This is a genomic window from Rhizobium sp. BK376, from assembly GCF_004341625.1.
GTDB lineage: Bacteria > Pseudomonadota > Alphaproteobacteria > Rhizobiales > Rhizobiaceae > Rhizobium.
In genome coordinates this window covers 107901-125276 of sequence record NZ_SLZG01000002.1, presented here as the reverse complement: position 1 = coordinate 125276, position 17376 = coordinate 107901, and the positions used below count along the sequence as shown (strand labels likewise).

Genomic DNA, 17376 nt, shown 5'->3' with positions numbered 1-17376 from the left:
GAAATTGGTCCCTCAGGGATGGGTTTCGGGAGTGACGAGGTCAAGCGACGGGAAATAGGAGCGGTAACCTTTTGGATCGCGGGTCAACACTGCATAACCCCTGATCGCAGCATGAGCGCCAATCAGAAAATCGGGAAGAATCCGCTCGCGCCCGCCACCCGACGAGCGATAGACGCGAAAGGCCGCCGCCGCCGCGAAAGCCGCGGGCCATGGCAGGTTTTCCCGCCTGAACTCATCCTGCGGCAGAATGCGCTCAACCTCCTCGATATCGTCATAGCGGACGGAAAATTCAGCATAGATAATCGGATTGATCACGACCGGCCCCCGCCGAAACGCGGAAACCACCTGCCCGCGCGACCAGGCATGCCAAGGAGATCCGGTCGTGGTCAGATCCACAAGGACATTGGTATCGACGATCGTCACCATTATGATCGATCGCGCGTCATGGACATCAAGGCCTCGGCATCGATATCGGGATCGCCGGTTCCCTCGAGTCTTTTCAGCGTATCCAGAAAACGATCGAGCCGTTGCCGATCCTCGATTTCGCTTTTCCCATTCTTGGGAGACAGCACCAATTTTCCGCCCTCGATGGAAAAAATGACCTCGCTGTTGAGCTCAATTCCCGCCAGTTCGCGCAGATCACGCGGAATTGTCACCTGTCCCTTGGATGTCACACGCATCAAACAGCTCCGATTACTCGGTAAGAATTATCATTACCATCGGAACAAGTCAAGAACAAACTATCCGGCAAGCGCCGCCATGCGCATCCGGTTACCGCCACGATTGTGGGCGTGGCAGATGGCGATCGCCAGGGCGTCGGCGGCGTCATTGCCCTTGAACTCCACCTTCGGCATCAAAATCTTCAGCATCATGTGGATCTGCTGCTTTTCGCCGTGGCCGACGCCGATGACCGCTTTCTTGACAGCATTTGGCGCATATTCGGAAACCTGAAGGCCGGCCCGCGCGGGAACCAGCATGGCGATGCCGCGGGCCTGGCCGAGCTTCAGGGTCGCAACGGCATCCTTGTTGACAAAGGTTTGCTCGACCGCTGCTTCATCAGGCTTGTAGCTGTGAACGATCTCGGCAAGCCCATCGTGAAGCTGGCAAAGGCGCGAGGCGAGATCCATCTCGCCATCCGATGTGACGGTCCCTGAGGCAACGAAGCGCAATGAATTGCCGAGCGTATCGATGACACCCCAGCCGGTTCTGCGCAGCCCGGGATCGATACCGATGATGCGAATCGTATTTTGCATGGTTTACCCTATCGTTCGGCCTATTGATGTGCCAGCAAAATGTGAACAAAACAAAAACACTCCCAGCCACTGAAGCTTGGCCGGTTGAACGAGAAGGCGAATGCAGCCGCCGACATATTTTTGGACAGTTTTGTCAAATCTTCCTTTGGAAAAGATGATTTGTCATCCTACATGAGAACGACGATCGCTTCTCCCTTCATAGTGCAGGTTTTGCCATGGTTCCCTTTTCCATCCTCGATCTTTCGCCCGTTGCCGAAGGCACCAGCGTCACCCAATCCCTCGAAAGCTCGAAACGCATGGCGCAGAAAGCTGAGGAATTCGGCTACAGGCGCTTCTGGCTCGCTGAACACCACGGCATGCCCGGCATCGCCAGCGCAGCAACCTCTGTCGTGATCGGTCATGTCGGCGCGGCAACCAAGCATATCCGCATCGGCTCGGGCGGCATAATGCTGCCGAACCATGCTCCTTTGACGATTGCTGAACAGTTCGGCACGCTGGAAGCCCTGTTTCCGGGCCGCGTCGATCTCGGCCTCGGAAGGGCGCCCGGGACGGACATGCGTACGGCCCAGGCCCTGCGCCGCAACCTTGATGCCGGCGCCCAAAGCTTTCCGAACGATATCGTCGAACTTCAACATCTGCTTGGCCCGGCAAGCGACAATCAGTCGATCCTCGCCGTTCCTGGCACGAATTCCAACATTCCGATCTGGCTCCTGGGCTCCAGCCTCTACAGCGCCCATCTGGCCGCCGCGCTCGGCCTGCCCTATGCCTTCGCCTCCCACTTCGCGCCGGATTCTCTTATCGATGCGATCGCCATCTATCGCGACCGCTTCAAGCCTTCGGAAACGCTCCACAAGCCCTATGTGATGGTCGGCGCCATGGCCGCTGCGGCTGATACCGACGCTGAAGCGCAGCGCCTTTTCACCTCGGCCCAACAGCAGTTCGTGAACCTGCGCCGCAACGTGCGCGGCCCATTCCCGAAGCCTATCGAGGACATGGACGCCTTCTGGTCGCCGATGGAAAAGCTCAATGTCGAGCACACCCTGCGCTACGCCGTTGTCGGTTCGCCGAAGACCGCGGAAGCCAAACTCAATAATTTCCTGAAGGAAACGCAGGCCGACGAGGTGATCCTCTCCATGCCGATCCACGATATCGAGGCGCGGCTGAAATCGGTCGAGCTGTTTGCGGGATTGGATGTGTTTGAAAAGACGGCGGCCTGATCCGCCGCTCCGCGCAACAGGCTTTATGCAAATATAGCTTGAAGCAAGTTGGGGCAGGCGGTTTCCCGCCTGCCCCCGGCCATATTAGCTAGCCCCCTTGGCAGCTATGGCCTTTCGCAAATCGTCCAGTTCTTCGCAGCCGCTTGGGCAAAGCTTCTGCAGCGTTGCCAGTTGCTCGTTGGCCTTGGCCATGTCGCCGGTCTCGACATAGAGTTCGCCGAGATATTCCCGGGCAGCCTTGTGGTCAGGCTGCAGTTCCAGCGCCTTGGTGTAGTAGGTGAGCGACGTCTTGTAGTCGCCGGTCTTGCGAAGCGTGAAGCCCATCAGATTGTAGACGTCGGCCTGCTGCGTGGTCTGCGCAATGCCCTGAAGCTCGGTCAGTGCTCCCGAATAATCCTTCGCCGCGATCTTGGCCTGAACGGAGGTCAGATCCGGAGCATCGGATGATTCGATGTTGTCGACGGCAAGCGCCGGGGCAGCGGCCGCGATGCAGATGATGAGGGCTGCGACGAGCTTACCGCTCAGCATAAATTCTCTCATGATCGTTCTCCTTTATCGATCAGCTCTGAAGGACCGGCGTGAACCCGTAGGAATTGCCGTCCTTCACGAAAGTCCCCGTTCCCGGGAACGGAAAATGGGAACCGCAGATCTTGATATTGTCTGCGATCACCCGGTCGATCAGTTTGCGGCGGGTATCGACGGCCATCGGCCCGTCCTGGTCATAGGCGCCCTGCCATTCCGGATGCGGCGCAAGCAGAGCCGGCACGTACATGATGTCAGCCGAGACCATGAATTGGTCGCTCCCAGCATCAACCATGTAGACGGAGTGGCCAGGCGTATGGCCGGGCGCCGATACCAACCGGATGCCTGGGGCGACTTCGGCTCCGTCGTTGACGAGCTTCCAGTTCTTCCATTTCGGGAAGACGTCGGCGATGCGCTTGCCGGCCGGCTTGCGATCGGGAGCGAGCTTGTCCAGACGGGCCGGATCGGTCCACCAGTTGAATTCGGCGGCGTTGACGATCAGCTCGGAATTCGGGAATACCGCGTCGTTCGTCCCCTTCTCCATCAGTCCCCAGACATGGTCCGGATGGAAATGCGAGATCATGATCGTATCGATCTTCTTGTAGTCGATGCCGGCCGCCGCCATGTTGGCCGGCAGATGCGTGGCGTTTGCCTGCCACTGCCCGACGCCGGAGCCGGCATCCATCATGATCAGCCGATCGCCCATCTTGAGAACGACGACGGTGAGCGGGATCGGCATGAATTCCGTGGTCAAGCCTGCCTTGGCAAGCGCGTCCTTCGTGTCCTCGATGGAGGCATTGCGGATGAATTTCGGATCATGCGGCTTGCGCCATATGCCGTCGTAGATCGCAGTGACTTCCACGTTGCCCACTTTGTAGCGATAGAAGCCGACGGTCGGCTCGAGCGGCGTCTCGGCGAAAGCCGGCGCCACGAATTCGAGCTTCGATGACAGACCGAACGCGGCCGCCGCTGCGGCCGAGCCCAAAACGGCGCGGCGTGTCATGTTGAACATTGTGATGTCTCCTCGGATAATTATGGGGTCTGCGGCGTGGAGCAGCATTTCGCCCCACTGCTGAAACCAGATCGCAGCCGCCGTCGATTTATTCCGAACCCCGCAAAGTTTTTTGCTATCTTGCTGAAATAAAAGGCAGAATTTTATCGCCGGTTGCCTGCACCGCAGAACAATCGAAAAAATTTAGTTCTAGATGGAATAAAAGCGGCGCCTCATCGATCTAGCTTATGAAGCCAGCATTGCACCTTCGCAGATCCGAGGCCTATTCTCCCTCGACGCAGCTCGGGAAACAGGATGACAAACGCCCCTCTCGCGTATTCGACATCATTTGCCCATCGTCCCCTCCTCGCCTTCTTTGGCGACCTCGGCGCGGCGACGTCGCGATTTGCCCGTTCGGTCCTGAATGACGGGCCGGCAAGAGCGCTGTCGACTTTCAGAGAAACCATTCTGGCCATACTGGACACGACGGCCGATACGGACATCGGGGAACGGGCACGCGCCGAAGCCGGCAATGGTGCAGACGAAGCCGACGTGATGCGCCGCTTTCGCCAAACCATCGTGCCTCACATGGACGCCGCCTATAATTTCGCGCGTTTTCTCAGCCGGGATCAGGATGCGGCACAGGACATATTGCAGGACGCCTTCCTCAGGGCCTGCCGCAGCTTCGGTGGATATCGCGGCGGCGATCCACGCGCATGGATCTTCAGCATCGTGCGCAACTGCTATCACGCTTGGCTGATCGAAAAGCGGCGCAAGTCCCGCGTCGAGATCCCAATGCCAGGCCAGACGGAAGCCGACGGCGAGCGATCGTCCGATTTCGAAGTAGCCTCTGAGGAAGACACTCCGGAAATGTCGATGATCCATACGACGGAATCGCTGCGCGTCCGCAAGGTGATCAGCGCCTTGCCCGAAGCCATGCGCGAGGTACTGGTGCTGCGGGAACTGGAAGACCTCTCCTACCGCCAGATCGCCGAGATCGTCGACGTGCCGATCGGCACCGTCATGTCAAGGCTGGCGAGAGCGCGCCAGGAATTTGCGGACGCATGGCGCCTGACTGAAGACAATGGAAAGACGAAATGACTGACGAGAATGCCGACAAGGGAAGCTGCCCGGAATGGAGCATCATGTTGCACGGGTTCGTCGATGACGAACTGGATTCCGTGCACACCGCACAATTCGAGAGCCACCTTGCCACCTGCCCCGACTGCACTGCGGAACTGGAAAGACTTCAAACCATGAGACGGCTGACGAGACGGGATGGGGTAAAATGGCCGATGCCATCTGCCGTTCGCTCCACCCTGCTCGATGCCATCGCCGAGGAAAGCCGCTCGCGTGCAAACGCCCGTCGGGGCGTATCCGCGCAAGAGACTTGGTGGGCGCGCGGCCTGCGCTATGTGAAGGAATGGAGCTTCATTCCATCGCTCGGCGTTTTGGCCGCAAGCGCTTTTCTCTTCGTCAATGCGCCGACCGGAAACCTGCCGATCCAGGACGAGGTGTTGGCGAGCCATATCCGCTCGCTGCTCGCCAACCATCTGACCGACGTGCTGACATCGGACCAGCATACCGTCAAACCCTGGTTCGACGGCAAGATCGATTTCTCGCCGCCTGTCGTCGATCTGGCCCCGCAAGGCTTTCCGCTGGTCGGCGGCCGTGTCGATTATATCGATGGCAAGGTCGTCGCTGCGCTGATCTACAAGCGCCGCGCCCATATCATCAACGTCTTCGTCTGGCCCGATAAGCCGGAAGCGGAGACCGCCGACACGCATGAGGGCTACAATGTCGTGAGATGGTCCGGCGGCGGCCTTGTCTTCTATGCGGTCTCAGATGTCGGTGCGTCTGACCTTGCGGCTTTCCGAGACGATTTCATCCGCCAGGCGGCGCTGTGATTTCTAGCGATCCTGAAGCGCAAGCCGCAGGCCAAGCCCGACATAGACGGCGCCGACCACCTTGTTCTGCCAGCGCCCGATGCCGGGATTGCGCTGCAGCCAGCGGCCGAAGGAGCCTGCGGCCAAGGCGATGACAGCCGTATAGCTGACGCTGAGCAGCACGAAGATGATGCCGAGCTCGGCAAACTGCAGGATGGCCGGGCCGTTTGCCGGATGCACGAATTGCGGCAGGAAGGCGAGGAAGAACAGCGCCGTTTTCGGATTGAGAATTTCGGCGAGGATCGCCTGCCGGAATGCCTTGCCGGCACTGATCGGCCGCGTGGTCGGGAGATCGAGACGGCCGGACTTTTCGGTGATTGCCTTCAGGCCGAGATAGACGAGATAGGCGACGCCCGCATATTTCACGATGCTGAAAGCCAGCGCCGATGTCGCGAGAATGGCGGAGAGGCCGAAGGTCGCCATGATCGTATGCACGAGATCGCCGGTCGCAATGCCGAGCCCGGACGCAAACCCGATCGACCGCCCACCGGTCGTCGCCCGCGCCAGCACCAGCAGAACGGCGGGACCCGGGATCAGCATCAGACCCATCACGACGAGAACATAGGTCGCAAGCGTGGCTGTATCGATCATTTCATCCTCCTCGGCGACACGCGCCGATTGTCGGAAACGGCAGCGCGGTGCAATCCCTCATCTTGAGCCGATTTCGATCCGCCTGCGCAAGCGCAATTTCTCGCCTGCGCGGATATGCCGATGCGATTGGCACGGAGGACCCGGTTGCCAATCGAAACAAAAGGCCCCCGAAGCAAACTTCGAGGGCCCTTGTGAACTCAATCCTAAACGTCGATCAAGCGGAAAGCTTGGCCATGACCTCGTCGGAAACTTCGAAGTTCGAATAGACGTTCTGGACGTCGTCGTCATCTTCGAGGCTGTCGATCAGCTTCAGCAGCGACTGCGCACGCTCTTCGTCAACAGGCACGTTGTTCTGTGCTCTCCAGACGGCCTTGACCGTCTCTGCTTCGCCGAGCGTGGCTTCCAGAGCCTTGGCAACTTCGCTCATCGCCTCGAAACCCGTGGTGATGTAGTGGCCGTCTTCATCGGTTTCGACATCATCGGCGCCAGCCTCGATGGCAGCTTCCATGACCTTGTCGGCGTCGCCGACGGAAAGCTTGTAGGTGATCTCGCCGACATGGTCGAAGGAGAAGGACACCGAGCCGGTTTCCCCGAGCGCACCGCCCGCCTTGGAGAAGATCGAGCGAACGTTGGAGGCTGTGCGGTTGCGATTGTCGGTCAGCGCCTCGACGATGATCGCCGTGCCGCCCGGGCCGTAGCCTTCATAGCGGACCGCATCGTAGTTCTCGCCCTCGGCGCCCGCGGCCTTCTTGATGGCGCGGTCGATATTGTCCTTCGGCATGGACTGCGCCTTGGCGTTCTGCACGGCGAGACGCAGAGCCGCGTTCATCGTCGGATCGGCAACACCGCTCTTGGCCGCAACCGTGATTTCGCGTGCGAGCTTGGAAAACAGCTTCGAACGGACCGCGTCCTGCCGACCCTTGCGGTGCATGATATTTTTGAACTGTGAATGGCCAGCCATGGCACCCCTGTCACGTCTTATTTTCGGAATGGGCCGCCTTATAAAAGCGAAGCAGCCGGCATTCAAGTAAAAAGCCGGAAATGCGCGTCGCAGCACCGCATTCTCGCCATTGCGAAAGCCGGGGAACAAAGCCAGCTACCTGACGTTTTGAACCGAACCTCATACGCTACGGAAAGGGAAAGCCATGGCCAGCTTCAGTGAAGCACGCGAACATCCGGCGCAACAGCTCTGGGATCAGGTAGACAACGTTCACGCCGGAATGCTGGGTATCGACGGCTCCGGAATGCATATGCAGCCCATGGCCCCGCACGCCGATCCAACGACCAACACGATCTGGTTCTATACCAAGACCGACGCGGACATCGCACGCGCCATCAAGCCCGGCACCCGTGCGCATTTCTGCCTCGTCGGCAAGGATCACGACTATCACGCATGCCTCGCCGGCAGCATCGAGGTGCGGCCCGATCCATCCCGCATCGACCAGTACTGGAGCTCGATCGTCGCTGCCTGGTACGATGACGGCAAGAAGGACCCCCACCTGACCATGCTTGCCATGCATGTGGACGATGCCGAAATCTGGGTCTCGACCGGGAGCAAGCTGAAGTTCGGCTGGGAAATCGCCAAGGCCAATCTCGACGACGAAAAGACGCCTGACGTCGGCATCAAGCGGCATCTGCAGTTCGCCTGATCGAAACTGACAACCGCATCACATCCCGGGCCGCGCAAGCGCCCGGGATTTCTGTGTCACATCATGCCGTTCACCACATAGATGAGCGGCTTCTTCGGCAATGTCCTGAGCGAAACCGTAAGCGTGTCGCCGGACGATTTCTCGACATCGAAATCCGGGCCGAATAGCGCCAGGAATTGATCCATGACCGGCCCGAAGCGATGCATCGGCAGGATGATCGACGAACGCAGCCGCTTCACCACGCGGCTCATGCTGTCAGAGCCCATGGTAAGGCCGCCATCGACGGGCACCATCACGATATCGAGACGGCCGATCTCCGCATATTGCTTGTCATTAAGCTCGAAATGCAGATGTCCGAGATGGCCGATGCAAAGCCCCGCCACTTCGAAAATGAAGATCGAATTGCCGTTCGGTTCGACGCCGCCGCCGTAGCCGGCGCGGATGTCGGTCGGGACATTGCGGATCAGCGTGTCGCCGACCTTCATGTTGATCTTCGCCGCCTCGCCGGGCGTGTCACTCCATCCATGCAGGACATATTTGATCGCGGGATCGGGGTTCAACGTGTAATGCGACGGATGCGCTTTGTTCATCGTTGCGACGGTTGGCGCATAAGGCGGCGGATAAACACCGCTGAAATCGGTCGCAATCGACACGCCGCCTGGCGTCTCGATGAAGAAGGTCGCGTGACCGAGAAAGGTGATCTTCACCTGGTCGTTGGCTTCCGCCGCCGCTTTCGAGGGCGGCGCGGACGTCAGATTGACGAATGTCGTCTTGGGCAGTGATTGCGCAATCGCCTGGCACTCGCTGGCAGGCGTCTGCGGTCGGGCCTGGATTTTCGTCTGTTGGGCTGTGGCAAGGTTCGGTGCAATGAAGGCCACAAGGCATGCGATAGCGAGGATAAAATCGTGCGGCTTCATGCCACCCCTCCGGCGCTTTCACGGTGCAGCGAGAATGCGGCATGGGTGGGAGGCGGTCCAGAGGACCGATGCTCACGATTGCGTGTTGGGCAGGGCAGCATGTTCCTCCCTCATTCCAGTGCTTGTCACAGGAATCCAGTGCGGCCAAGTCCTTGGGCGCGGGAGACGCATTATCTGGACGAGCCATTCACCGCGCGGACGCGGGGTGGCTGGATCCCTGTGACAAGCACAGGGATGAGGGGAGTGTGTGGGCCTACCGCCAAAACTCCGGTATCGTCTCCGACAGCCGCGGACCGATCCTGAGCGGAGCAATCTTCTCCGCAAGCCCCGTCGCATCGGAAATCTCGACGCCGACGCCGCAGATCGTCGCCGGTCCCGATGCCGCTTCGAACCGACCCTTCGGCATCTTCGAAATGAAGCGGTTGAGCGGTTCTTCCTTTTCCATGCCGAGTGAGCTGTCATAGTCGCCGCACATGCCGGCATCGGTCATGTAGGCGGTGCCGCCGTTCAGGATCTGTGCGTCCGCCGTCGGCACATGCGTATGCGTGCCGACGACAAAGCTGGCGCGACCGTCGACGAAGTGGCCGAAGCACTGCTTTTCGCTGGTCGCCTCCGCATGGAAGTCGAAGATGATCGCATCCGCCTGTTCCTTCAGGGGCGCAGCCGCAAGGATCGCCTCGGCCGACTTGAAAGGGTCGTCGAGTTCCGGATGCATGAACACGCGGCCCATGATGTTGGCAACAAGCACGCGGGCACCGTTGCGGGCATAGTAGATGCCCGAGCCGCGGCCCGGCGTGCCCTGGGGATAGTTTGCCGGGCGCAGGAACTGATCGTGGCGGCCTGCGAACGTCACCGCTTCCTTCTGGTCCCAGACGTGGTTTCCGGTTGTGACGACATCGGCACCGGCATTGATGGTCTCAAGGAAGATATCTTCGGTAATGCCGAAGCCGCCGGCGGCGTTCTCGCCGTTGACGATGACGAAGTCGAGTTTCAGGTCGGAAATCAATCCGGGCAGACGGTCCCAGACTGCGGTACGTCCCGTTTTCCCAACCATGTCACCCAGAAACAGCAGTCGCATTCACTATCCAATCTCAGGAGAAAATATGCTGAGCCCGCTCTCGGTCAAGATCGCGTCCAGTCTGACATCATGGGGCTCAGCCGGTACTGATGGCACTTCTTGGCAATCGAATGCAATGCCGATCAGCTTCGGATCGAGCCCTTTTTGCCACAATTTATCGATTGCGCGGTCATAATAGCCGGCACCATAGCCAATCCGGTGCCCGGTCCGGTCGAAAGCCGAGAGCGGCACGAGCATCAAATCCGGATCGAGCACATGAGCATCAGGCCCTGGTCCAACCGTGCCGAAGCCGCTGGAAACGAGCGGCGCCTCGGGCAAAAGTTCGCGGAAGACGATCGTCAGCTTGTCCAGAATGACCGGAACGCAGAGCCGCGCACCACGCTCGCGCAGCCGCTCCATCAAGGGCCGGATATCGGCTTCCGAGCGGATCGGCAAAAAGCCCGATACGATCATGCCCGGCTCGACCGCAATGGCATCGCCGCTATGCCTCAGCATATCGCGCGCCTTATCGATACGCTCTTCCTCAGGAATGGCATCGCGTTCCGCCAGCCGTGCGTTGCGCATCTCGGCTTTCAATTCTTTCGGTGTCATGGCCGCCCGATCTTTCAGATCACAAGGCCGTGGACCATAGAGGGCTGTCTGCCCAATTCAAGCCGCGGGGGCGACATTCCCAGCCTCGATGAGGCGAGCAGCCGATATACCGATTTCGGGTTGTTATTTTAGCGAATACTTGTGGAGCTGCAGCGTTAAGCGCAAAATGAGCTCCGCAGCGAGACGGGGCGTCGCCTGCGAGGAGAAAAATCATGAATGATTTGAGTCTCGCGACCCTCGAAAAGGGTCGAGCGGTGGTGAGCGGCGCGGCCATCGACGCGCTTGCATTAGGCTTTCGCGGCGCCCTGCTGACGCCGGACGACCCGGCCTATGATGAAACGCGCGCCATCTGGAACGGCATGATCGACAAGCGGCCGGGCATCATATTCCGCTGCCTTGGTGCTGCTGACGTGATCGCGGCGGTCAAGTTTGCGCGCGAGAACAAGTTGCTCGTCTCCATCCGCGGCGGCGGCCACGGCATCGCCGGCAATGCGGTTTGCGACGGCGGCGTGGTAATCGACCTTTCCCAGATGCGCTCCGTGAGGGTCGACCAGCAGGCTAGGCGGGCCCGCGTAGAGCCGGGTGCATTGCTGTCCGATGTGGATAAGGAGACAGCGGCATTTGGCCTCGCTTTGCCGACCGGGATCAATTCGACGACCGGCATAGCCGGCCTGACGCTTGGCGGCGGCTTCGGCTGGCTCACACGAAAATTCGGCCTGACGATCGACAATCTTCTCTCTGTCGACGTGGTGACTGCCGACGGGCAGCTGCTGCGTGCGAGCCAGGAGGAGCACGCTGATCTCTTTTGGGCATTGCGCGGCGGCGGCGGCAATTTCGGTGTCGTGACATCATTCGAATTCCAGCTGAACGAACTCAATCCGCAGGTTCTGGCCGGACTGGTCGTGCATTCTTTCGACGACGCGGAAAACATCCTTCGGGACTATCGCGAAGCACTCGAGGCAGCCCCCGATGAGCTGACCTGCTGGGTCGTGATGCGCCATGCGCCCCCACTGCCCTTCCTGCCCACGGAATGGCACGGCAAGAAGATTCTCGTTCTCGCCATGTGCTATGCCGGCGATGTCGAAGAGGGCAAGAAGGCGACGGCAAGGCTGCGCGGCATTGGGCGTCCCATCGCCGATGTGGTCGGCCCGGCACCCTTTGCGGCATGGCAACAGGCATTCGATCCGCTGCTGACGCCGGGAGCGCGCAATTACTGGAAGAGCCAGGATTTCGCGGCCCTGTCGGATGGCGCCATCGACGTATTGCGCCAGGCGGTCGGCAAGCTGCCGGGACCGGAATGCGAAATATTTATCGGCCATGTCGGCGGCCGCGCCGGCCGCATCGCGCAGGATGCAACCGCATTCCCGCAACGCAAATCCCACTTTGTGATGAACGTCCATGCACGCTGGCGCGAGCAGAGCATGGACAACCCATGCATCGGCTGGGCGCGAGAGCTATTCGAAGCAACCAAGCCGCATGCGATTGGCACAGCCTATATCAACTTCATGCCGTTTGACGAAGGGGATCGGGTACAGGCCGCCTATGGCAGCAATTATCGGCATCTGGTCGAGATCAAGCAGCGCTACGACCCGCTCAATCTGTTCCGAATGAACCAGAACATTACCCCGTCAACGGGTACGCGGGCCGCCTAGAGCACGTCACCCGTAACCTGGGAAGAGCGACTGGCTATGGACTGGACCCGCTCTTCCCCTTTCTCTGTTCCCGAGGGGCCTAGAGGGAGGCCTTGCGCCTCATGGTCAGAAAGTGGTCCTCGGTGATATGCACTTCGACGCCGAGATAATCGGTAATCGTCGTATGCGCTGTCTCGAGCGGATGGGCATGCGTGGCGGTTATGACGGTTACATCAGCGCCTGCCGCCTCACCTGCCTGGACGCCAGCCAGAACATCCTCGAACACTAGGCAATGCGACGTGCTGACGCCGAGACGCTCGGCCCCCAGGATATAGCATTGCGGATTCGGCTTGCCGACGGTGACGTCTTCGGCGGTGACGATGAAACGCGGCATCGGCAGGCCGGCCGCTTCAAGCCGCGCCTTGGCAAGTGCGATCGGCGAGGAGGTTACTATTGCCCAACGATCCGGCGGCAGCGATGCCAGGAATTCTACAGCGCCGGGGATCGGTATCACGCCGCGCGTATCTGCAATTTCGGCTTCAGCGATCAGCGCCGACTCGCGTACGGGATCGACGCCCGGCAGATTGAGCTGCCCGATCGTGTCGATGCCGCGCTTGCCATGCATCTTCGGAAGGAACTCGACGACATCGAGCCCCTGCCGCCTGGCCCAGTCGCCCCACACGCGCTCAGCCGCCGCGATCGAATTGAGGATCGTGCCGTCCATGTCGAAGAGGAAGGCCGAATAATGTTTGTCGAAGGCGGAGACGGGTGCGACAGGCAAGACTGTTTCCTCTTGGATTTCGAACGAATGCCGCGCCGTCGATCGAAGTATCGACTCACGGCTGCCTCCTTCCGACTACCGATAGTCAGGCCAGGAAGCAAACGAATGTCTTCAGGGATCGGGCCGGTATCGACCCGGACATTCAAACCAATAATGCAGCGGCGACAGGACGTCGCCGCCGGCAAAAATTCGATTACTCGACCAGACGGCTCTTCAGCCCGTCGATGATATGCTGCGCAAGCGCTTCGTAGTCATCGTCGAAATGGTGGCCGCCGGACATGCCGATCACCTGAGCGCCCGACCCATCGAGCGACGGGCATGCGACATCCTCGTCGTCGTCCTTGCCGTAGATGCACTGGACGATCTTGGGGTTGACCGACTTCAGGTCGTTGAGCGGGTTTCCGCCCTTGCCCTCGCTTGCCGCGCCGAGCCAGCCCATGACCGAGATCACGTAGTCGACCTTACGCGACAGCGACAGAAGCGATATCTGCGCGACCTTGTTCTTCTGTTCCGGGGTCAGCATGTTGTAGCTCGCCGGCAATACGTCAGCCCCGAAGGAATAACCGACCAGCACGACATGGCGCACCTTCAGCCGCTTGGTGTAGTAGTCGATGATGCGACCGAGATCCTTGGCCGTTTCCTGTGGCGTCCGCTCCGACCAGAAATAGTGAAGCGTATCGACACCAACCACGGGGATGCCCTGGTCTTGCAGATAGCCGCCCACTTCCTTGTCGATGTCTCTCCAGCCACCGTCGCCCGAATAGACGATCGCGACCGTGTCCATGCTCGGCTTGGCATTCATCAGATCGAGCGGCAGGTTGAGTGATGACTTCTCGCTGTCGAGAACCTTGATGAAGTTGACCAGCCCGTCGCTCAGCGCCTGATAGGGATCGCTATCGTCGGAATCAGTGATCTGGACATCCGGATGCACCTTCTGGATATCCTCGACATGCGTGCGGCCATCCTTGTTGGCATTTTCCGTGAAGGTCGCGACAACAGGATTGGGCAAGGTGCCGTCCTGGAGACCGAACGCGATATTGTCGCCATAGGTCGTCTTCTCGGCCGGCGTGCACAGCTCCTGCTTCAGGCCAATGCCCGGCGTCGGATCGACTGCCAACGTTCCAGCGACCGTCGCATCAGGCGTCTGCGCCGCGATCGTCAGCGCCATCGCTCCGCCTTCGCCGACGCCGGCGATGATCGGCAGCTCGTAGGTGCTGTCGGCGATGGAGCGCTGGATCTGCTGGCTGAGCGACTCGATGTCGGACACCATGTAGATACAGCCATCGTTCTTGCTGACATCATATTTGTTGAGCGACGCCAGGAAGGACGGATAATCGATGCCGATCACCAGCGAGCCACCGGCCACCAGCTTCTTGGCAACATTATTCTCCTTATCGCCCCAGCCGTCTCCATCGGAGATCAGCACGATTTCGCTCGTGACCTTGCCCTGTGGCCGCATGATATGCGGCGGCGAGATCATGCCGAGATCATATTTGGTATTGTCTTCGTCCGCTCTCGCCACACCGGCTGCGATAAGCGCGGCAGCGACGAACGACATTGCGTATTTCAAGATCATTTCCTGACGACCCCTTTCAGTCCGCCGCCGATCAGGAATGTCGCATCCATCAAAGCAATCATCGGACTTACCCCACCTGACACTGCAAGATAGCGTGCTTGCCATTCGGGGTGAAATTTCGATTTGAAGGCTCTTAGCCCTTTGAAGTTGTAATACCGTTCACCGTGCTCGAAGACCGTCCCGCCTACCCTGTCCCAGACAGGGGCAGATTCACGCTTCGACATGCCCGAGAGCGGTGCCATGCCGAGGTTGAAGCGCTGAAATCCGGCATTCCTAAGGTGATCGAGTATCTGAACGAACAGAAAATCCATCGAGCCCTTCGGCGCATCCGGCGAAAAGCGCATCAGGTCGACCGATCCCTCTTCCTTGGTCTCCGTCTGCAGGATGTTGGCGAAGGCGACGATCTTGCCATCCTTCTTCAAAATCCCGACCGGCTGCGAGGCAACGTAATCCGGATCGAAGGCACCGAGAGAAAAACCTTTCTCCTTGGCGTTGTGATCAGACAACCAGGCATCGGAAACCGCGGCAAGCTGATCTATGACCGCAGGCACATCCTGCGGCTCGATAACGGCAAATTCCAGTCCGTCGCGCAGCGCGCGGCTCGCCGTCTGGCGAAGATTGGCCCACTTGCCGCCCTTGAGCTCGAAATTCGCAAGATTGACGACGGCGAGCTCACCGAGCTTGAAGGCGCGAAGGCCGGCGTCGGCGCAATAGGGCAGAAGCGACGGCGATATCTGGTAGAACACGGCCCGACAGCCTGCGGCACGTGCGGCCTCGACAAAGCGCCAAACAAGATCCGACATGGCCTGGCGCGGCCCGATCGGATCGAAAAGCGCGATCCAGGAGCGTCCTTGCCTGCCATACATGATGAAGGCATCGCCCTTTTCGGAGAACATGATGCTCTTGTCGCGCATGCGCACCAGATTGGCGTCGGCGACGCCATGCTTTTCGACGATGGTGACGGCCCGCTCCAGTGCATCGTCGCTGACCGGCTGCAGCCGCGCGGTTGCAGGACGCAGCAGGCTGAAGATCGCAAAGGCCGAGGCGACGATCGAAATGCCGAGTGCTGCACGCAGGCCGCGCGGCGCTTCGCCGACGAATTCGAACTGCCACCAGAGCTCGTTGCTATAGTCCACGTCGCGATAGACGAAGAACAGGATGACGATGGCGCTGATGCAGATGACCGCGATCGCCATCAGCCATCCGGCAGTGAGCGCCTGGTTCAACAGCGAAGCCGGTCGGTTGAAGAGCCGCCGGCTGACAAAAAGACCGAAGATCAGGAAGGCAAGGAAGCTCGCCTCGACCAGCGCGATCGCCTTCAGTAGCGACAGCATCAACGAGGCGACCGCGACCGAAACCGAAACCCACCAGGCGCCATCCAGTCGCTGGCCGAGACCGCGGGCGGCAACGACGAGCGCAAGCCCGAGCAAGCTCGAGAAGAAATGCGCACCTTCGATGACGGATAGCGGCAGATAGTCCGACAGGAATTCGAGATTCTCGTCCGGTGTCGGCGTCACGCTCGAAAACACCAGCATGACGCCCAAAAGCAGGGCGAAAGCCGACAACAGCTGCGGCATCAGCCGCCCACCGATGCGGCGTACGCTTGATGCCGCCGGGTGGTCGACGAAACGACGCAACTCGGCAGCCGCGACCGCAAGGATCGCGATCAGCAGCGGAATGACGTGATAGATGACGCGGTAGAGAACGAGTGAACCGAGGACGGCATCGACGTTCACCGCATTGCCGAGCCAGGCGATGATGACGGTTTCGAAGACACCAAGCCCTGCCGGAACGTGGCTGAGAACGCCAAGCCCGACGGCGATGGAATAGACCGCCAGGAACGCCGGCCAGCCGATGGCCGAATCCGGCAGCAGCACATAGAGTACCGAAGCCGAAGCGGCGATATCCAATGCCGTGACCAGGAACTGCCGCGACCATGTGCGCGAATCCGGCAGGCGGAACGAAATCGGGCCAATGGAAACCTCGCGCTCGTCGCGCCCAAGGACAACGACTATCGCAAGCATCAGTATGATCACCGAAGCGAGCACGCGCAGCCAAATACCGTTGACATTGATCAACGGCCCGATCTCATCGGCAATGATAAGCAGGGAAATGGAGCCAACGGCAGCAAGGCCGAGACCGAAGGAGAGCGTCACGAAGGCGATGACGCGCGTGATCTCTTCCGGCGTCAGTCCCTGGCGCGTGTAGGCGCGATAGCGGATCGCGCCGGCGCTGAGCGCGCCGAACCCGGCGGTATTGCCGACCGCATAGGCGCTGAAGGCGGTCAGGGCCACATGCGGAAACGGCAACTTCTTGCCGATATATTCCAGCGCGTTCTGGTCGTAGAAGACGAGCGCGAAGAAGCTGAGGCCCGTGAAGAACAAGGCAAGCAGGATCGAGCTGACTTTGGTCTCGGCGAGCGCCAGGACGACATCGTCATAGCGCACCTCCTGCGTCATATGGAAAATCGCAAGCGCCACCAGCCCGAAGACGAAGACGCTGAGAACCGCGACGATCTGTGTCTTGTAGCTGCCGAGGATGCTTCTCAGCCAGCCGCGCTCTTCCACTTCCTCTTCGGACTTTTCCAAATCGATTGGAGTCGACATGATTTTCCTGTTTTGATCTGGCTTTCG

Annotated in this window: 18 protein-coding genes; 5 read left to right on the top strand and 13 right to left on the bottom strand. The window is 59.9% G+C overall.

The features are described 5' to 3' along the window. Positions 1-12 precede the first annotated feature (12 nt). From EV561_RS05150 to ruvC, 3 genes are read right to left on the bottom strand one after another with little or no spacing between them, the layout of a single operon-like run. Positions 13-426 (bottom strand): type II toxin-antitoxin system VapC family toxin, encoded by a 414-nt coding sequence (locus EV561_RS05150; protein ID WP_132518332.1) that lies wholly within the window; start codon positions 424-426, stop codon positions 13-15. Then, positions 426-680, bottom strand: a complete 255-nt coding sequence (locus EV561_RS05145; RefSeq protein WP_132518330.1) for an AbrB/MazE/SpoVT family DNA-binding domain-containing protein — start codon at positions 678-680, stop codon at positions 426-428. Before EV561_RS05145 ends, EV561_RS05150 begins: the two co-directional genes overlap by 1 nt. Positions 681-740: 60 nt before the next feature. After that, entirely contained in the window at positions 741-1253 is a 513-nt protein-coding gene (gene ruvC / locus EV561_RS05140) for a crossover junction endodeoxyribonuclease RuvC (RefSeq protein WP_132518328.1), read from the bottom strand. Positions 1254-1468: 215 nt separating this feature from the next. Between ruvC and EV561_RS05135 the strand changes: the two genes are divergently transcribed. Beyond that, positions 1469-2470 (top strand): LLM class flavin-dependent oxidoreductase, encoded by a 1002-nt coding sequence (locus EV561_RS05135; protein WP_132518326.1) that lies wholly within the window; start codon positions 1469-1471, stop codon positions 2468-2470. Positions 2471-2554: 84 nt separating this feature from the next. On the opposite strand, the gene EV561_RS05130 is transcribed toward EV561_RS05135, so the two are convergent. Together EV561_RS05130 and EV561_RS05125 are read right to left on the bottom strand one after the other, a co-directional pair. Next, the gene (locus EV561_RS05130; protein WP_245512621.1) at positions 2555-2998 is read right to left on the bottom strand and encodes a tetratricopeptide repeat protein; all 444 of its coding nucleotides are present in this window, start codon (positions 2996-2998) and stop codon (positions 2555-2557) included. A gap of 31 nt (positions 2999-3029) precedes the next feature. Then, a complete protein-coding gene (locus tag EV561_RS05125; RefSeq protein ID WP_132518322.1) occupies positions 3030-4004 on the bottom strand; it encodes an MBL fold metallo-hydrolase in 975 nt (324 codons plus the stop codon). Positions 4005-4298: 294 nt separating this feature from the next. Here EV561_RS05125 and EV561_RS05120 point away from each other — a divergent pair, with 294 nt between their 5' ends. Beyond that, a complete protein-coding gene (locus EV561_RS05120; RefSeq protein ID WP_132518320.1) occupies positions 4299-5084 on the top strand; it encodes a sigma-70 family RNA polymerase sigma factor in 786 nt (261 codons plus the stop codon). Beyond that, positions 5081-5890, top strand: a complete 810-nt coding sequence (locus EV561_RS05115) for an anti-sigma factor (RefSeq protein WP_132518318.1) — start codon at positions 5081-5083, stop codon at positions 5888-5890. Before EV561_RS05120 ends, EV561_RS05115 begins: the two co-directional genes overlap by 4 nt. A gap of 3 nt (positions 5891-5893) precedes the next feature. Here EV561_RS05115 and EV561_RS05110 read toward each other — a convergent pair whose 3' ends face one another. Then, positions 5894-6520, bottom strand: coding sequence for a LysE family translocator (locus EV561_RS05110; RefSeq protein ID WP_132518316.1), 627 nt, complete (start codon positions 6518-6520; stop codon positions 5894-5896). Between the two features lie 214 nt (positions 6521-6734). Beyond that, entirely contained in the window at positions 6735-7481 is a 747-nt protein-coding gene (locus EV561_RS05105; protein WP_132518314.1) for a YebC/PmpR family DNA-binding transcriptional regulator, read from the bottom strand. Positions 7482-7665: 184 nt separating this feature from the next. Between EV561_RS05105 and EV561_RS05100 the strand changes: the two genes are divergently transcribed. Continuing rightward, a complete protein-coding gene (locus tag EV561_RS05100; protein ID WP_132518312.1) occupies positions 7666-8169 on the top strand; it encodes a pyridoxamine 5'-phosphate oxidase family protein in 504 nt (167 codons plus the stop codon). Positions 8170-8225: 56 nt separating this feature from the next. Here EV561_RS05100 and EV561_RS05095 read toward each other — a convergent pair whose 3' ends face one another. The 3 genes from EV561_RS05095 to EV561_RS05085 form a co-directional block, all read right to left on the bottom strand. Further along, complete coding sequence (locus EV561_RS05095) at positions 8226-9086, bottom strand: MBL fold metallo-hydrolase (protein ID WP_132518310.1); 861 nt, start codon at positions 9084-9086, stop codon at positions 8226-8228. A 253-nt stretch (positions 9087-9339) separates the two neighbouring features. Further along, the gene (locus EV561_RS05090; RefSeq protein ID WP_132518308.1) at positions 9340-10164 is read right to left on the bottom strand and encodes a TIGR00282 family metallophosphoesterase; all 825 of its coding nucleotides are present in this window, start codon (positions 10162-10164) and stop codon (positions 9340-9342) included. Positions 10165-10167: 3 nt separating this feature from the next. Next, entirely contained in the window at positions 10168-10755 is a 588-nt protein-coding gene (locus EV561_RS05085; protein WP_132518306.1) for a 5-formyltetrahydrofolate cyclo-ligase, read from the bottom strand. A gap of 212 nt (positions 10756-10967) precedes the next feature. On the opposite strand from EV561_RS05085, the gene EV561_RS05080 reads away from it, so the two are divergent. After that, positions 10968-12407, top strand: coding sequence for an FAD-binding oxidoreductase (locus tag EV561_RS05080; protein ID WP_132518304.1), 1440 nt, complete (start codon positions 10968-10970; stop codon positions 12405-12407). 79 nt (positions 12408-12486) lie between these two features. Here the strand turns inward: EV561_RS05080 and EV561_RS05075 are convergent, their stop codons facing one another. The 3 genes from EV561_RS05075 to mprF form a co-directional block, all read right to left on the bottom strand. Further along, positions 12487-13167, bottom strand: a complete 681-nt coding sequence (locus EV561_RS05075; protein WP_348633725.1) for an HAD-IA family hydrolase — start codon at positions 13165-13167, stop codon at positions 12487-12489. Positions 13168-13360: 193 nt separating this feature from the next. Beyond that, positions 13361-14743, bottom strand: a complete 1383-nt coding sequence (locus tag EV561_RS05070; RefSeq protein ID WP_132518302.1) for an AcvB/VirJ family lysyl-phosphatidylglycerol hydrolase — start codon at positions 14741-14743, stop codon at positions 13361-13363. Further along, on the bottom strand, positions 14740-17349 hold the full coding sequence (gene mprF / locus EV561_RS05065; RefSeq protein ID WP_132518300.1) for a bifunctional lysylphosphatidylglycerol flippase/synthetase MprF: 2610 nt from the start codon (positions 17347-17349) through the stop codon (positions 14740-14742). The genes EV561_RS05070 and mprF overlap by 4 nt, the downstream gene beginning before the upstream one ends. Between the last annotated feature and the right edge of the window lie 27 nt (positions 17350-17376).